Annotated in this window: 12 protein-coding genes and 1 tRNA gene; 6 read left to right on the top strand and 7 right to left on the bottom strand. The window is 59.7% G+C overall.

Translation table 11 applies throughout. The features are described 5' to 3' along the window. Positions 1–10 precede the first annotated feature (10 nt). Positions 11–895 (top strand): hydrogen peroxide-inducible genes activator, encoded by an 885-nt coding sequence (locus BUB76_RS14470; RefSeq protein ID WP_073129511.1) that lies wholly within the window; start codon positions 11–13, stop codon positions 893–895. Positions 896–936: 41 nt separating this feature from the next. On the opposite strand, the gene uvrB is transcribed toward BUB76_RS14470, so the two are convergent. Then, complete coding sequence (gene uvrB, locus BUB76_RS14465; protein WP_073129510.1) at positions 937–3,138, bottom strand: excinuclease ABC subunit UvrB; 2,202 nt, start codon at positions 3,136–3,138, stop codon at positions 937–939. 391 nt (positions 3,139–3,529) lie between these two features. Between uvrB and BUB76_RS14460 the strand changes: the two genes are divergently transcribed. Next, a complete protein-coding gene (locus BUB76_RS14460) occupies positions 3,530–3,841 on the top strand; it encodes an ETC complex I subunit (protein WP_073129509.1) in 312 nt (103 codons plus the stop codon). Between the two features lie 71 nt (positions 3,842–3,912). Here BUB76_RS14460 and BUB76_RS14455 read toward each other — a convergent pair whose 3' ends face one another. Further along, entirely contained in the window at positions 3,913–4,437 is a 525-nt protein-coding gene (locus BUB76_RS14455; RefSeq protein WP_073129508.1) for a superoxide dismutase family protein, read from the bottom strand. 99 nt (positions 4,438–4,536) lie between these two features. Between BUB76_RS14455 and BUB76_RS14450 the strand changes: the two genes are divergently transcribed. The 3 genes from BUB76_RS14450 to BUB76_RS17705 all read left to right on the top strand — a co-directional run bounded on the left by BUB76_RS14450 (position 4,537) and on the right by BUB76_RS17705 (position 7,177). After that, positions 4,537–4,613: transfer RNA gene (locus tag BUB76_RS14450), tRNA-Arg, on the top strand. 478 nt (positions 4,614–5,091) lie between these two features. Further along, positions 5,092–6,255 carry a hypothetical protein gene (locus tag BUB76_RS17710; protein WP_139250886.1) on the top strand — a complete coding sequence of 388 codons (1,164 nt, stop codon included), beginning with the start codon at positions 5,092–5,094 and terminating at the stop codon, positions 6,253–6,255. Beyond that, complete coding sequence (locus tag BUB76_RS17705; protein WP_139250885.1) at positions 6,248–7,177, top strand: hypothetical protein; 930 nt, start codon at positions 6,248–6,250, stop codon at positions 7,175–7,177. The genes BUB76_RS17710 and BUB76_RS17705 overlap by 8 nt, the downstream gene beginning before the upstream one ends. Before the next feature lie 162 nt (positions 7,178–7,339). Here BUB76_RS17705 and BUB76_RS14445 read toward each other — a convergent pair whose 3' ends face one another. The 5 genes from BUB76_RS14445 to BUB76_RS14425 all read right to left on the bottom strand — a co-directional run bounded on the left by BUB76_RS14445 (position 7,340) and on the right by BUB76_RS14425 (position 15,373). Further along, positions 7,340–9,208 (bottom strand): TniQ family protein, encoded by a 1,869-nt coding sequence (locus tag BUB76_RS14445; protein ID WP_073129507.1) that lies wholly within the window; start codon positions 9,206–9,208, stop codon positions 7,340–7,342. Positions 9,209–9,609: 401 nt separating this feature from the next. After that, a complete protein-coding gene (locus tag BUB76_RS14440; protein ID WP_073129506.1) occupies positions 9,610–9,960 on the bottom strand; it encodes a very short patch repair endonuclease in 351 nt (116 codons plus the stop codon). 1 nt (position 9,961) lies between these two features. Next, positions 9,962–11,095 carry a DNA cytosine methyltransferase gene (locus tag BUB76_RS14435; protein ID WP_073129505.1) on the bottom strand — a complete coding sequence of 378 codons (1,134 nt, stop codon included), beginning with the start codon at positions 11,093–11,095 and terminating at the stop codon, positions 9,962–9,964. Between the two features lie 79 nt (positions 11,096–11,174). Beyond that, a complete protein-coding gene (locus tag BUB76_RS14430; protein WP_236737927.1) occupies positions 11,175–12,530 on the bottom strand; it encodes a NotI family restriction endonuclease in 1,356 nt (451 codons plus the stop codon). Further along, positions 12,524–15,373 carry a UvrD-helicase domain-containing protein gene (locus tag BUB76_RS14425; protein ID WP_373280057.1) on the bottom strand — a complete coding sequence of 950 codons (2,850 nt, stop codon included), beginning with the start codon at positions 15,371–15,373 and terminating at the stop codon, positions 12,524–12,526. Before BUB76_RS14425 ends, BUB76_RS14430 begins: the two co-directional genes overlap by 7 nt. Before the next feature lie 15 nt (positions 15,374–15,388). Here BUB76_RS14425 and BUB76_RS14420 point away from each other — a divergent pair. Beyond that, on the top strand, positions 15,389–15,664 hold a 276-nt coding region (locus BUB76_RS14420), incomplete at its 3' end, for a transposase (protein WP_073126442.1).

The following is a 15,664-nucleotide window of genomic DNA, read 5'->3' as shown; positions in this document are numbered from 1 at the left end:
ACTTCAGGTTATGAAGAACCTGACCCTCAAGCAGTTGCGCTATTTCGAGGCGCTGGCCGACCAGGCCCATTTCGGCCGCGCGGCCGATGTGACGGCGATCTCGCAGCCCGCCCTGTCGGTGCAGATCCGCGAGCTCGAGACACAGCTGGGCGGGCCGCTGTTCGAACGCGGCGGCCGGTCCGTGACCCTGACCGCGCTGGGCGAGGCGCTGCGCCCCCGCATCCGCGCCGTGCTGCAATCGGTGGACGATCTCGGCGACGCGGCGCGCGGGGCAGGGGGGGGCCTGCGCGGGCGGCTGCGGTTGGGGATCATCCCGACCATCGCGCCCTACCTGCTGCCCCGGCTCATGGGGCAACTGGCGCGCGGATGGCCGGACCTGGCCATCGACATCCGCGAGACGGTGACCTCGGCGCTGCTGCGCGAGCTGGGCGAGGGCCGGATCGACTGCGCCATCGTCGCCCTGCCCATCGGCGAGCCGGCCTTTACCGAGGTGCCGTTGTTCTCCGAGCCCTTCGTGCTGGTCCGCCCCGAGGCCGACGCGGACCGCCCCATGCCCGGCCGGGACGAGCTGCGCGAGATGCGCCTGCTGCTGCTGGAAGAAGGCCACTGCTTCCGCGACCAGGCGCTGTCCTTCTGCGATCTCGACCGCGCCCACACCGCGCTGGGTCTCGACGCCACGTCGCTGTCGACGCTCGTACAGATGGTCGGCGCGGGCATGGGCGTGACGCTCATCCCCGAGATGGCGGTGGAGGTCGAAACCCGCGCCGCCCCGGTCTCGGTGGGCCGGTTCAGCGAGCCCCAGCCCGCGCGGACGGTGGGCATGATCTGGCGCAAGACGACCCCGCTGGCGGAGGCGTTGGAGGAGATGGCGGGGAAGCTCGCCGCCTCGGTCTGAAGCCCGTCGAAATCGACAGGGCCTTGCTTCCCGCCGACTGGCTAGCCCTTCTTCCGCCGCTTCACGTTCCCCCCACGCTGCCCCGGGCGGCCCGCCGTGCTGCGTCCGGACGCCTTCGTGGACGCCTCGGACGCGGCCTCGACGGCGGATTGGCGGGCCATGGGGTCGTCGGACACGGCGAGGTCCACGGCCTCCAGCCGCTTGACCTCGTCGCGCAGGCGGGCGGCTTCCTCGAATTCCAGGTTCTCGGCCGCCTTGCGCATGTCGGCGCGCAGGCCGTCCAGCACCGCCTGCAGGTTCGAGCCCTGCGCCTTCGGGTCGATCTTGGCGGTCACGCGGTTCATGTCCACGTCGCCCTGGTAGAGGCCGGCGAGGATGTCCTCGACGTTCTTCTTCACCGTGGCGGGCGTGATCCCGTGTTCCTCGTTATAGGCCAGCTGCTTCTCGCGGCGGCGCTCGGTCTCGCGCATGGCGCGCTCCATCGAGCCGGTGATGCGGTCGGCATACATAATGACGCGGCCGTCGGCGTTCCGCGCGGCCCGGCCGATGGTCTGGATCAGCGAGGTTTCCGAGCGCAGGAAGCCCTCCTTGTCGGCATCCAGGATCGCCACCAGCCCGCATTCGGGAATATCCAGCCCCTCGCGCAGCAGGTTGATGCCGATCAGCACGTCGAACGCGCCCAGCCGCAGGTCGCGCAGGATCTCGATCCGCTCGATCGTGTCGATGTCCGAGTGCATGTAGCGGACCTTGATGCCCTGCTCGTGCAGGTACTCGGTCAGGTCTTCGGCCATGCGCTTGGTCAGCGTGGTGCAGAGCGTGCGCATGCCCTGCTCGGTCACACGGCGGATCTCGTCCAGCAGATCATCGACCTGGGTTTCGACCGGCCGGATCTCGACCTGCGGGTCCAGAAGACCCGTGGGGCGGATCACCTGTTCGGTGAAGACGCCGCCGGTCTGTTCCAGCTCCCACGCGGCGGGGGTGGCCGACACGAAGACCGACTGGGGCCGCATGGCGTCCCATTCCTCGAACTTCAACGGGCGGTTGTCCATGCAGCTGGGCAGGCGGAAACCGTGCTCGGCCAGCGTGAACTTGCGGCGATAGTCGCCCCGGTACATGCCGCCGATCTGGGGCACGCTGACGTGGGATTCGTCGGCGAAGACGATGGCATTGTCGGGAATGAACTCGAACAGGGTGGGGGGCGGCTCACCCGGCGCGCGACCCGTGAGATAGCGCGAGTAGTTCTCGATCCCGTTGCAGACCCCTGTGGCCTCCAGCATCTCGATATCGAAATTGGTGCGCTGTTCCAGACGCTGCGCCTCGAGCAGCTTGCCTTCGCCCACCAGCTGGTCCAGCCGCTGCTTCAGCTCTTTCTTGATGTTGATGACCGCCTGCTTCATCGTCGGTTTCGGCGTCACGTAGTGGCTGTTGGCATAGACGCGAATGCGGTCGAAGCTGCCGGTCTTCTCGCCCGTCAGCGGATCGAACTCGGTAATGCTTTCAAGCTCTTCCCCGAAGAAGCTCAACTTCCACGCCCGGTCCTCCAGGTGCGCCGGAAAGATCTCCAGGCTGTCGCCCCGCACGCGGAAAGAACCACGCTGGAACGCATGGTCGTTGCGGCGGTATTGTTGCGCCACGAGGTCGGCCATGACCGCCCGCTGGTCGTAGGATTTGCCCACGTGCAGGTCCTGGGTCATGGCGCCGTAGGTCTCGACCGAGCCGATGCCGTAGATGCACGACACCGACGCCACGATGATCACGTCGTCGCGTTCGAGCAGGGCCCGGGTGGCCGAGTGGCGCATCCGGTCGATCTGTTCGTTGATCTGGCTTTCCTTCTCGATGAAGGTATCGCTGCGCGGGACGTAGGCCTCGGGCTGGTAGTAGTCGTAGTAGCTGACGAAATACTCGACCGCGTTGTCGGGGAAGAAGCCCTTGAACTCGCCGTAAAGCTGTGCGGCGAGGGTCTTGTTGGGGGCAAGGATGATCGCGGGGCGCTGGGTCTCCTCGATGATCTTGGCCATGGTGTAGGTCTTGCCGGTGCCCGTGGCGCCCAGCAGCACCTGGTCGCGCTCGCCGTCGCGCACGCCCTGGCTGAGCTCGGCGATGGCCGTGGGCTGGTCGCCCGCCGGCTTGAACTCGGAATTCATGCGGAAAGCGATGCCGCCTTCCAGCTTCTCGCGGGTCTCAACGGGCGGCGCGGGCGCGGTCAACTGGGCATCGGACTTGTCGGAATGGGCGTAGGGCATGGGTAACCTCGGGCTGGTCGCACATAACTTGGGCCTTTCCGCGCCCCCCACAACCCCGGTTGCGCAGGATGCTGCCGTTTGGCGCGCCGGCGGACACCGGTTTTTCGCCGAAATTCGCCAATAGGTTGAATCGGCTCTTGCGGCGCGCCCCGGTTTCTGCTTTCACTGATGGGGCAAGCAGCAAACCCAAGTGGCCGGGTTCCGCATTCCCCACCCATTCCCGGGGCCCGGTCACACCCCCTCATTCTCTTGCATCGGGCCACCTGTTCTATTCCGGACAGGTGGCCTTTCCCGTTCCGGCCCGCGACAGGCTCGTCCGACCCGTGATCTTGCCACGCGGGCGTTTTGCCGCCATTTAACCGTCAGTGACCTGACTTCACCGGAGGAGCCCATGCCCGCCCGCATCTATCGCCCCGCCAAGACCGCCATGTCCTCGGGCACCGCCAAGACTTTGGAGTGGGTGCTGGAATACACGCCCGACGAGCCGCGCGCCGTCGACCCGCTGATGGGATGGACCAGTTCCGCCGACACCCAGAGCCAGGTCCGTCTGCGCTTCGCCACCGAGCAGGACGCCCGCGATTACGCCGAATCCAACGGTATCGACGCCATCGTGACCAAGCCCAAGACGCGCCGGGCGAATATCCGCCCCGGCGGATACGGCGAGAACTTCGCCACCTCGCGGCGCGGCGCCTGGACCCACTGACCGGTCCTTGAGCCCCGAATCGAAAAGGGCAGCCCGCGGGCTGCCCTTTGCGTGTCGGTCCGCGGCCTGCCTTACTCGGCGGCGGCGAAGGTGCCGCAGGCGATCCGCTCGCCCGCGTCACCGGCGGGCTGCGACATGTAGTCATCTGCGCCCGCGTGCACGATGAAGGCCGATCCGTCCTCGTCCATCATCATTTCCTCGATATTGAGGAAGGGCGCGAAGACCTCGACGTTCAGGTCGCCGTCTTCCCCGACGATCCCGTTCGGCAAGTCCCCGGGATGCGGCCCGCCGGCGTCGAATACACCGTGCTGCGCGTCACCGGCGATATGGCCGCCCGCGCTGGTGAAGTCGTCGGCCGAACAATCTCCGGTTGCGTGCAGGTGGATGCCGTGCGCGCCCTCGGGCAGATCCGTCAGGGCCACGATCACCAGGGGCGTGCCCGATGCCGTCTCGTTGACGGTGACGGTGCCGATGGCGTTGCCGTCCCGGTTCTGCACCTCGGCCCGCGTCTCGAGCATGACATGCTCTTCTGCAAGGGCGGGGGCGGTGAAGGCTGCGGTGGCGGCCAGGGCCGCGGCGGTGGTGAGGCGTTTCATGCGTAACTCCTGTTTGCAGGTTTGGCCGCACAACGGGGCGCCGCCCGCGCTTGTTCCGCTTGCCCGCCGGGGCGGATCGACGCTACACCGCGCTTCAGCGGTCCCTTAGCTCAACTGGATAGAGCAGCTGACTTCTAATCAGCAGGTTCGGGGTTCGAGTCCTCGAGGGATCGCCAATTCGACTGGTTGCCGAGGGGGCATAAGTGTGCGCAAAATGCCCAAATTGCTTGCGCACCCCTGTCAAGACGTTAATTTTAAAACCCGAGAATTTTCGAGATAAGTCCCTGATATTATGAATTTTTAGCCCTGCCTGGGGTTCTGTCGAGAAAGCTCCGACGATGAGCTTTCTTAGCCCGACTGGAACTGGTCGCCCTCAACAAGCACCATGGTTGCGTCATGGAGCAAGCCAGACTGATCGAGCAATTTCCGCAGGAGCCCCCTGCTTCAACGAGGAGGCCGGACCAAAACGTCTCCCACGATTGCCCCGTTATTCAAGAGCTTGAATCGCTCTCGCTTGGCAAAGCTTCAAGCCGCTGGAGGCTCGCTCGAGCACGATTGTTAGCTGTTTGCTGGCAGAAGTCCTTGAAGGCGCCTGTTTTTCGTAGTTTCTTGACCTGCATGAGATAAAAGCAACTCAAGAAAGTTAGGGCAGCGATGGCGGAAAAAAATATTGAAGCAATCGGCGGCACTCCAGACAAAAAGTTAATTGCAGAACTTCAACTTGACGCACAAAACCCAAGATTTGGGGATCTTGAGCGTGGCGCAGAGCAATCTCAGCTGGTAGATCTTATTATCGAGAAATTCGGTATAGAAGACGTAATCAGTTCCCTTGCAATGAATGGCTTCTTCGCTGCGGAGCCGTTAGTTTGTGTGCGCAACAAAAGCGGTCAACTGGTCGTGAAGGAAGGCAATCGCCGGTTATGTGCATGCATAGTTCTCATGAACGACAAGCGCGCCGTGCGGCAGAAGGCTTTGTCGAAAAGAATGCGGAAGGTCTGGGAAGAGAGTAGTCGCCCCAGAATCGAGCCGATTCCAGTCCTCATATTCGACGAAGAGGGCCCAGAAGCAAAGGCGATGTTATCCTATTTAGGGGTTCGCCATATCGCCGCAGCGCAGCCGTGGGATTCTTATGCAAAAGCTTCCTGGGTAGCTAAGATTTCCGATGACACCGGAATGGAGGTGTCAAGAATTTCTGAAATGATCGGAGATCAGCATAGCACCGTCGTGCGTCTTCTTGAGGGCTATAGGTTTATACGGCAATTGATTGAATCTGGGGAATTCAGGCCAAGCGACAGCCAGAAAAAAGGGAGGGGAAGTGTCGCTGAATATCCATTTTCATGGGTTTATACCATTCTTGGATTTAAATCTGCACGAGACTTTTGTGGCCTCACTGAGGGCGTCCAATCCGCTCCGAATCCGATCCCGGAACATAAGCTGGAGAATGCGTCAACCGTCGTCAGAGCAATGTTCGGCGATAGAGCAATAGGACGCAGTGCGGCGGTTATCGACTCAAGACAGCTATCCTCCCTTGCGAGAGCATTTTCTGACCCAGATAAAGTGGCACTTCTCAAATCGGGTAAGGGCCTCGAGGAGGTTCTCGACCTAACAAAACCGATCGAGACCAAATTAGAAGACAACATTCGGCAGGTCCGGGACATACTTTCTGAATTGCTCAAAAGTCTTTCTGAGAAGCCGCCAGAAGTAGAGACGGCGAAGATGTATCTTGATCCCTCTCTTCGGGTGAGGGCTCTTTCTGCACAGCTCGCCAAGCAACTCAAGGAGATTGCGGATAAGGATTTCGAGAATTTCGATGAGTAGGCACGAATTTTACCTTAGGCGGCATTTCCTTAAAGTTTCCAACGATGCTGACCAAGCAGAGCTTGTTGCTGTAAGATTTGGGCAATCGCGCGCATCTTCCGGTGTTCGAGATGACGCTATAGCCGACACTCTTGAGGAAAATTATGCGGCGGATGACGGTCGGAATGAGGAGACTTGGCAGTCCCATGAGAACTCTTTGGACACAGCATCTTCACAAATTATCGAGGAGCTTGAGCGTAGGCAAAAAGCATTGGGGGATCTTTATCCATTCTCATTGGATGGGGATGTAATCAAACATATAAGCTCGAATAGCCAAGTCTACGAATTTTTGCTTTGCACGAGTTTGAGCCCAAACTTGACGACAGGAGAATACGTCGAGTTTCCGAGAAAGTTTGAAAGAATCGCTATGCTCCTAACCGCGAATTTTCTTGGAGAAAATGTGAATTTTTGCCATACCGGCTCGCCGAATGAATTCGGAAGATTTCGCGATGCCGCAGAAGTGGCTATAGGAAGCAGCAGGGAACTTGTTTGGCAGCCCAACCCGGATTTACCCGAAGAGGGGCCAGAAAGTGGTGACTCGGGAGTGGACTACATTTTATGGAAGGATTTTGGATGTGGTCGTGCGATTGGGCAGCCGTTTTTTCTTGGACAGTGTGCATGCGGCAATAACTGGGATTCGAAACTTAACGATATTTCTCAGCGATTTCTTCGGTGGTTTGCGCCATTAAAAGTTGACCCCGGAAAAGTCTTTGCCATCCCGCATGTTGTGCCGGAAAGTAAGCTCCGAGATGTGGCCATAGAGGCGGGTATCGTGATGGACAGAGTGCGTCTTGTGAAAGCTTTATCTCAAGCAAGCCACTTTCAGGTAGAAGATTGGCGAGACAGTCTGTCTCAGACGATCAAATTGGTGGCCTCAGCTTAGATTTACTACCATATCTGCTGGGCCGTTTTGTGAAGTATCAGGATCACTTCAACTGCTCTTTCTTACAGCGATTAACCCCTGGAGGCACCTGAGGCGCGATCAAATTTTCTTTTTCGTGGCTGTAAGGTGTTGGATGACAAAGCGCGTTGTGAGTTTCAGATCTTATCGAGGGGTCTTTCTTGAATATAGAGCTTTTTCTGTGTGTGATCTTAAAAAGACTGGGCCGAAATCCTGTCCCGCCGGGCTGAAACGGGAAACGCCCGCCGCAGCTAAAAGGCTTCTCAGCGTATTGCGGTGGTGCCCTGTTTCTACAGACAGCACTGGAAGCGTCACGAAGCGGCAGTGGAATGCCTTAATGTCGTCGGCGCTAACACGGTATTGAGGGCGGCCTGTTTTCGGGTTGATGTGTTTTTCTGCGGGGGTGTGACCGGCCTCGATCAGGGCTGTAAAATTCCTGTGGTTCCGCAATCCGACCGTCCTACCGAATTCAGCGGCACTCATCACGCCTGGAAGTGGTGTATCGGCTTGATCAGACGCGCCGGCGGCGAGAAGGAGGCTGTCGACTTCGGACTTTGAGACCAGAATTCCGTGAAAGCCAGTGACGCCGCCGGTTCGCGCCGGTTTTAGCTGATTGGCACGGATCGCCTCTATGAGCATAGTGAGGCTTATACCTGTGCGCTGACGTGCGAGTAACAGTGTTTCCCAGACATCCTTATCAGAAACGACGGGGCTACATTTGGCTTGGAGTTTGTCAACCAGCCCAACTCCGTCTGTAAGGTCCCACGGGTGCTTAACCTTCGCCATGCGCGTTTGGGGGATCAAAATACCTTCTTTGACCAAGCATTCATACTCGTGTCTCGTCGCGCCCATAGCTCGGCGCAGGGTAAGTGATCCCACCAGGTTGGGGATCTTTCTAAGCAGACTATCATGAGCTTTGGCGTCAAAGGTCTTGCGGCTGCGGGGGCGCCTGTCTGATTCGGCGATTGCGCCGGCGCTGACGAGGTGATGTTCAACAACCTGGGCTCCGACGCCGATTTCCCTTGCCGCAGTAACAACGGAATGCAGGCGGCGTTCGGTAACGGTCTCGCCCAAAAACTCTTCGCCGGGGGCGACGGGCCAGTGGTCGAGTATGCACTCGCGCAAACATCTGCGAAAGTTGTCGAAGCCGACCTCTTCCAAGTAGTCATTACTGAGCGCCGAATACATCGCTCCGAAAGCTTTTCTGGGCTCATCGAGATGTCCCGTGGCGGCTGCGGCAAGCCGGTCCAATGCTTGGCGAATGGTAGCTTCTCCGTTCCGCGCAATGTCGAAACCGACGGCGTGACTTTCACGATCTGACCGTCGCCCCTTCGGTTCGACATCTGGCAGAAGCGCTTGCCCGAGCAGCCGGATGAAGGTTGTAGCTGCGAAAAGCGGCTGGCCTTTTAGCCATGTGCCGTCTCGACCATCCCGAAGCCGGTCGTCTAACCATAAATCGTATGCTGATGGGGCGACCTCCGCTTGATCAAGTCGCCCTGCCAAGATGTCTCCCTCTATTTCCTCTAAACGCTTTTTAATGTCGTTCCTGTCTCGAGGGGCCTGTTCTTTCCAGAGGGGAATAAGAGGGTGACCATGCCGGACGCACAAATCGACCTCCCGCAGCTGCCAATCCCCGCGCATGACCATAGCAGCTGTGTTTGGGCCGTCATGCTGGAGCGCATCTTCGCGAAGACAAACCGGGCAGCCCCGAACGATTGGATTTCGAAGCGCGCGGGACACAAATAATTCGCCGCGGAATCTCATCCTGACGTTTCCGACCCGGACGCCTGTCCAGGAGAGCATGTCTTCCACCTGTCGTGCGTTCAGGCCGGCCCAATCTGCGAGGGCGTCGAGAGCATTTTGGTCCTGTTCAATGAGCGCTCGAAACGGTGCGCCGATGTCGTGGGCAAGATCGACGATGTCAGTCCGCCACGTTGCAGCGAGGCGCGATAGGTAGGAGTATACCGTCTCACGGCTTGCGGGATTGGGATTAGAGATCGGAAGAGAGGTCACAGGACGGCATTTTGCTGGATGGTTCAATGGGACAGACAGTTACGTAATGGTTCGCAGCGCAAAGAAAAGCGTAGCGGCTCCCAAGCCGCACGCTCCAGATTGCTACCTGCCGCAGGGGTCAATCTGAATTCCCAAGGGCAGACAACACTCCGATATCCTATCCGGGAACCCTCTACTGTTGGTCTAATGGAAGGTTGGCCAGACTGCTGAGATACGAAGGAAAATGACCCAAGGTTTTACGCCTGAAACATATAGTCCGTCGTGATGAAGGGTTTCGAGGACTTTTCGACCTTTGCAGGTATGTCGACGGTGTCGGTTGGAGGTCGGCCGCACTCTCGCTGATCGGAGTGCCTTCACGGATTTTTGTTGGCCTCCGCCGGCCATCTCTCGGGACCCTTCAATCAACAATCCCAAAAAATCAGAACACGCCACCCGTCGGCACGTATGACTGCCACATTCCGAGTGTCGCGCTCCCGGTTCGCGACGATCTTTGGCCCCCAGTATTCAGTAATGGTTTTCGGGGCCCTTCCAAGGCAATCGTGGCCATGCCAGTAGCAGCCATGGACCTGGATCACTGCGCTCCACCGTGGTAGAACCAGATCAGGCCGCCCCGGCAAGTCGGCCCGGTGCACGCGAAACCGAAACCCCCGGGCGTTCAGTCCGCGGCGATCCACCATCTCTGGCTTGGTGTTCTTAGATTTGATCCGGGACATGTTCTCGGATCGAGACATCGCTGATTTGGCTTGCGCCATATTAGGCTGCGCTATCCTCGGACGCTTCAGTTTCCTCCATCAGTTCAACCAGTGTCTCGCCAATGGCTTTCCCCAGCAGGGGCGGAACAGCATTACCCACCTGGACATACTGCTCAGTCTTCGAGCCGAAAAACTGGAAGCTATCCGGGAAGCTTTGCAACCGGGCGGCTTCCCGAACCGAGATCGCCCTGTCTTGTTCTGGATGCAGGTAGGCACCCCAATGAATGTCGCACTTCGTCAGAATGGTGCACGCCTGACTATCCCATGTCATCCGGCCATATCTCTTAGTGTGATCAGATCTCTTGGCACGCTTCATACCGGCGGGCAGCAGGTCGAAAGGGATATCTCGCCAGCTTCCGCCAGGTGGAATGTGTGCGAGCCGCTCGACATTTACTTTCCCCAGTCGGGGTGCCGCATGGCACGTGACCTCGACCGCATTTCCCCGCAGGGCTTTCTGATATTCGCCTTGTGGGGCGGTCGCATACTTCTGGACGCCGGGATCTTCTCCATTCTCCAAGCGCGGCAGGTCATTGATCGCGTCCTTGATGGTGACCAGAGGCTCCAAGCCGGGTCCATGAGTGGGTTGCGGATGGCGGATTGGGGCGCCTATGCGGTTGCCGATGAAGACGACCCGCCGACGCTCTTGCGGCACACCATACTGTTCGGCTCGCATGATCTGATATTCAACGTTGTAACCGAGCGCGCGAAGCTCTTTCTCGATAGCATGGACCGCTTCCCCGCCTGCGATCGAGAAGATGCCCGCTACGTTCTCCATGACGATCCACTCGGGATTCAGCCCCTCAACGACACGAAGATACTGACGGAAGAGCTGTGATCGCTCATCATGCATGCCGCGCTGATGGTTGTAGACCGAATATGCCTGACATGGCGGACCGCCGATGAGGACGGTCAGTTCGCCCCTCTTCAGTCCGATATCCGAGAGCAGGCGATCAAGGTCGAGATCCTGGATAGGCTCACCGAAGAACTTCGCCCGGGGGTGGGTCGCTTCGAAAGTCTTCCCGGCGGCTTCAAAGAGGTCATTGCCCGCGAGAACCTCGAATCCGGACATTTCGAGCCCGGCAGACAGCCCTCCTGCGCCGCAGAAAAGATCTACAGCGGTCCTCCGCTTGCTCATGCCTGATGTCCTGTCTGTTCTTCTTTCGTTTCCATGCACAATACCAGATTTTGCCCTGTCAGGCAACGGTAGAACGACATCAAGCGTCGTCCATTTTCTTGGTGATGCGGCGTTCAAACACCGTTTTCGCGACTGGATTGCCTCCGGTGAGGCCTTCGATCGCACGCTCCAGCGTGACCGTCGCCTTCCTTCCGACAGAAAGCTGATGGGGCTCTCCGGGATCGCCGGCTACGAAGTCGACCAGATACCAGACGATATCACCATTCGAAACATCTTCGACCTCCTCCATCTTCCCCATGGAGTCGTAGAAAGGAGTGTCTACGATGCAGACCATCTTACGTCCCCAACGGCGGAGCGTTGGCACCTTGATCTGTAGCTGTGGCATGAGGCGTTTGGGTCCACTCGACCGATAATCGGGCCGGCGCTTCCCTGCTGGCATGGTGAGCCTGCCGCCATTCTCTCGCAGTTGCTTGAACTCCATCGGCATCTCATCACCGGAGAAATAAACTGCCTGGATCTCAGCGGCGACCCACTCGAGGGGATGTCCTTCCGGCGCGTTGGTCTTGACCAGCACCATGTCGATCCGTCCGACGTCTTGGCCTGGTGCAGAGTCCAGGTTGCCTGTCGATTCCAGAAAGCCGACCTCACCTGCTTGATGCGGTTCCGGATCACCCAAAAGATCTTTTCCGATGGCCTGGAAGACGCGGTTGCCCTCCTGGAAGCGGTAGGGGCAGGTCGCCCGGATCGGCGCTCTCTCACCGGCCACCGGTTGCACCTTGCCGCCCACCTCTTCTACCAGACGAATAGAACACACCCCTCCCGCCTTCGTGCATAGCGGGAAGGGGCTGTCAGTTCGGAAGGGACAGACCTTCCTCGTGGCGGTCAGGTCGAGATAGTCCTGCTCAAGCTTTCCAAGGCGGGCGTCTTCGCGTGGGGTTAGAGGATTCTTCGCGCGAAGTTCCAAAAGGCGGTTCTGATCCGTCTTGGACATGCTGCCTTTGGCCTTGAAATTCGCAAGCTCCAAGCGCTCTTCGTCAGACAATTCGAGGAATGGCCGCCCATACCATTCCGCGATGTGGAAACGACACGGACCGTCTTCGATCTCCTCTTCTGCTTCTTCGAACAAGTCACCGTCAGCCACGTTTATCCCCCAGTTTATTCGAGAGGTAACCGGTGGAGGGCGCACGTTGAAAGAGCGAAATGCCCAGTCGCGTTGAGCCAATGCGCCCGCCGCCTCTACCTCTCTCCGAAACATTAACCCTGCCATTGCGGCCCGCCCCACCTCGCGGGTGTCGAGCTTCATGAACGAAAACGAGCCACCATCTGCCTTGTCGGGGACCTGCCGTGCGCTGCGACGCCGGTGGACTCCCGAATGCGCTACCTGCGGAACTTTGTTGTAGGTCTTGCCGTGGGCCAATGTCGCCCAATTCAACATGTCTTGCGCTTTTTCTCTAACTTGGCTTTGCCATCACAGTCAGGGAAGCGGACACAGCCGAGGAATGCTCCATATCGGCTGCGCCGTTCGACAAGCCATCCAGCGTCGCAACTGGGGCAGGCCCGCTGGCTCTCGCCGCAATCACCACAAACCAGGTCTCCACTGGCCCGAGAACGGACCGGAAGGCCGACACCGCAGGCCGGGCAAGCCGGCATGCGACTGCCGCACAGCTTCACATGCTCGCAGCGATACCAGTCGCGACCGTCCTCGCCAGGCATGTGGAGCAGACGGCCACCGCACCCCGGGCAGGAGTGGGTGTGTTTCTGAGCTTCCAAGGGCCCGACCACGCCGAACTCGGGCTCTTTCATCAACTCTTGGACGAAGAGAGAAGGACGCGCCTCGGATGCAAGGATGGTTACGGTCCGTCGGGCCCGGGTCACGGCGACATACATGACGCGTCGCTCCTCGGCATTCGGATATGGCTCGGCCTCGGGCGATACGAGGCTGAGCAGAGGGTCGTCGACAATCATCGACGGGAAGCCCATTTTGGCGTTGTCGGCGCCGAGGATGATCACGTGATCGGCCTCCAAGCCCTTCGATGCGTGAATGGTCTTGAAGGTGATCGTCGCCCCGGGGTTCTGGCGCTGGAGTCGCGCCACATCGGGCCGCAAGAAACGGTATCTTCCCAGTATCAGGATGGAAGGTTTCCCGCCTCCTTTGCCTTCAGTCTCGGCAAGGGCAGCCACGGCGTTGTTCAAGACCGTTTCCCCGGTGTCGCGGCGCGTCCAGGCGATCCTGATCGACGGCTCGTCCGTCTCGCCTGCCGGTATCACCGTTTTGGTGATCTGGGCCGGGTTGCGCAGAACGAAGCGACGGGCCGCCAGGGCGATCTTGTCGACGGACCGGAAGGTCCGGCCGAGGTCGACGGTGCGATGGACACCAGTGGCTCCTGCATAGGTCCCGCCGAACTCCGCGCCGAAGTTGCGCATGATGTGAATGTCCGACCCAGCGAAGCGGTAGATCGACTGCCAGTCGTCGCCGACGGCGAACACCTTGGCGTCGGAGTGCTGGCGCTTGAGTGCCTGTATTAGTTTCGCTCGCCCGGTCGAGATGTCCTGAAACTCGTCGACGAGGATATGCCGGAACGGGCTATTGTAGCGTCCGCTTTCGACGAGAGCCGTAGCGCGGTTCACCATGTCTTCGAAGTCAATTCGGTCGCCCAGGCGCGCCTGATACTCTCGGAACACGGCTCCGAAAATCTTGAGAAAGGCCTCCGCTCGCTTGCCCATCTTCAGCGTCTGCGCCTTGTCCGAACAGTCCTCGACCCGGTAGCCGCCGTTCTTGAAGTGACGCAGGAAGGTGCCCATCAGCGAAGTAAAGCCGTCGACCACGCCGACCTCGGCCACACGGTCGTAGATCTCGATGTCCGGGATCGGCCGCAGCGTGACGTGCGGTTTGAGCTTTTCGGCAAGTGCGTCGAGCAGGCGGTCTTCTTCACGTTCCCAGCTGTAGGTTTCGACCAGAACCGTCTCGTGCTCGACATGGACTTGCCGCTTCCAGTCCATACCCGCCAGATATTCATCTCGATCGATGTAAGGCGCCGTCGTCAGCTCCTCCTTGCCGTCTTTGCCGCGTTTTTTGCGCACACCGAAATGTTCGATGTAGACACCGCTCTCTGTCAGCCGGAAATCGGGCGTGTAGACGCGTCGCCCAGTCCTTTGGAGCTTGTGCTCATAGCTCGGCTCGTATTCGTAAGCGATGCCATTCCGGAACAGCCAGTTGGCGATCAGAAGTTCTTCAAAGCTGTTCACCGTCTCGCCTTGCAGCGTCCGGAGATTGCGGCTCTCTATCTGCGCATACCATTCGTGCTTTGTCTTGAAGTCCCACTCGGTCGGGAAATCATCGAAGAAACCGGCGAACCAGCTGATCACGGTTTGTGCAATATCGGCGTCAGTTGCCACGAGGTGGCGCAGGATGTCTTTTATAAGCGACAGGAACGCCTTGTCGTCTGTTGCGGTGGGCGCCAATGGGGGCTTCTCCCCCTCCACTTCGCCGATGACCTCGTAGGCCAATGCGTGGAAGGTGCGGGCCGCCACGGGGACCCCGCACCGCGCCTCGATGCGCTCGGACATCTCGGTTGCAGCATCTTTGGCGAAGGCCAGGAGCAGGAGCTCGTTTGGCTTCCGTATCTCCGCCTTCACCAAGTATGCCGCTTTGGCCGTGATGACGCTGGTCTTGCCGGACCCCGCGCCGGCCAGAACCAGGGTTGCGTCTTCGTCGACGACCACCGACAGGCGCTGTTCCGGCGTCAGTGGCATGGACTCAACCGTGTCGAAGAATTCCCGCCATCGACGCAGCTGAGCTTCCACGAACGTCTCAATAGCCGCGTCCCGGACGGTGTTTGGATCGGCAGCGAAGGCCGTGATCGGGGCGATCCGGGACATCACCTCGTTGCCAACGGCCTCGGCGTTCAGCTTGGACAGCACGCGGCTATTCAGATCGGAAGCGTCGCGCGCCAGAGGCGCTACGTGGCATGCTGCGGGGTAAGTATTCGGCACCTTGAGCGCTTCGATCGCGTGCAGAGTGCGCCGGACCACGGCGTCCTGCTTCTCCAGCTCCGCCCGATTGAAATTCGTCCAAGCGGCAGTAGCCGCGTTTGCGAAGGTCTTGGCCGCGGCGGCATCCACCGCGGGCAAGCTCAAGTTGCCGGCGCCCCCAAGATTCAGCGAAACAGAAGACGAGAGCAGGCCTTTCCTCACCACTGGGCGGGTCACGATAGCCTCAAATCCTTGAAATGCCCCCTCTGAAGTGGTCCGCCCACTGGGATAGAATGATCCCGTCATGGAGAGGACCAGAGAATGGCTGGGAAGCGAGAGAAGCCCGAAGACATCGTTCTGAAGCTGCGGCAGGTTGAGGTGCTGCAAGGCCAAGGGCTGTCGGTCGGTGATGCGGTGCGCCAGGTCGGCATCACGCAGCAGAGCTACTACCGGTGGCGCAGGCAGTATGGCGGCATGAGCCGCGATCAGCTGAAGCGACTCAAGGAGCTCGAGACAGAGAACCAGCGGCTCCGGCGTGCTGTCTCCGACCTGACCCTCGACAAGATGATCCTGAGCGAGGCCGCCCGGGGAAACTTC

The organism is Palleronia salina (assembly GCF_900141995.1).
Taxonomy (GTDB): Bacteria; Pseudomonadota; Alphaproteobacteria; order Rhodobacterales; family Rhodobacteraceae; genus Palleronia; species Palleronia salina.
The sequence above is the reverse complement of the archived record's forward strand: the minus strand, read 5'-3'. Positions and strand labels throughout refer to the sequence as shown.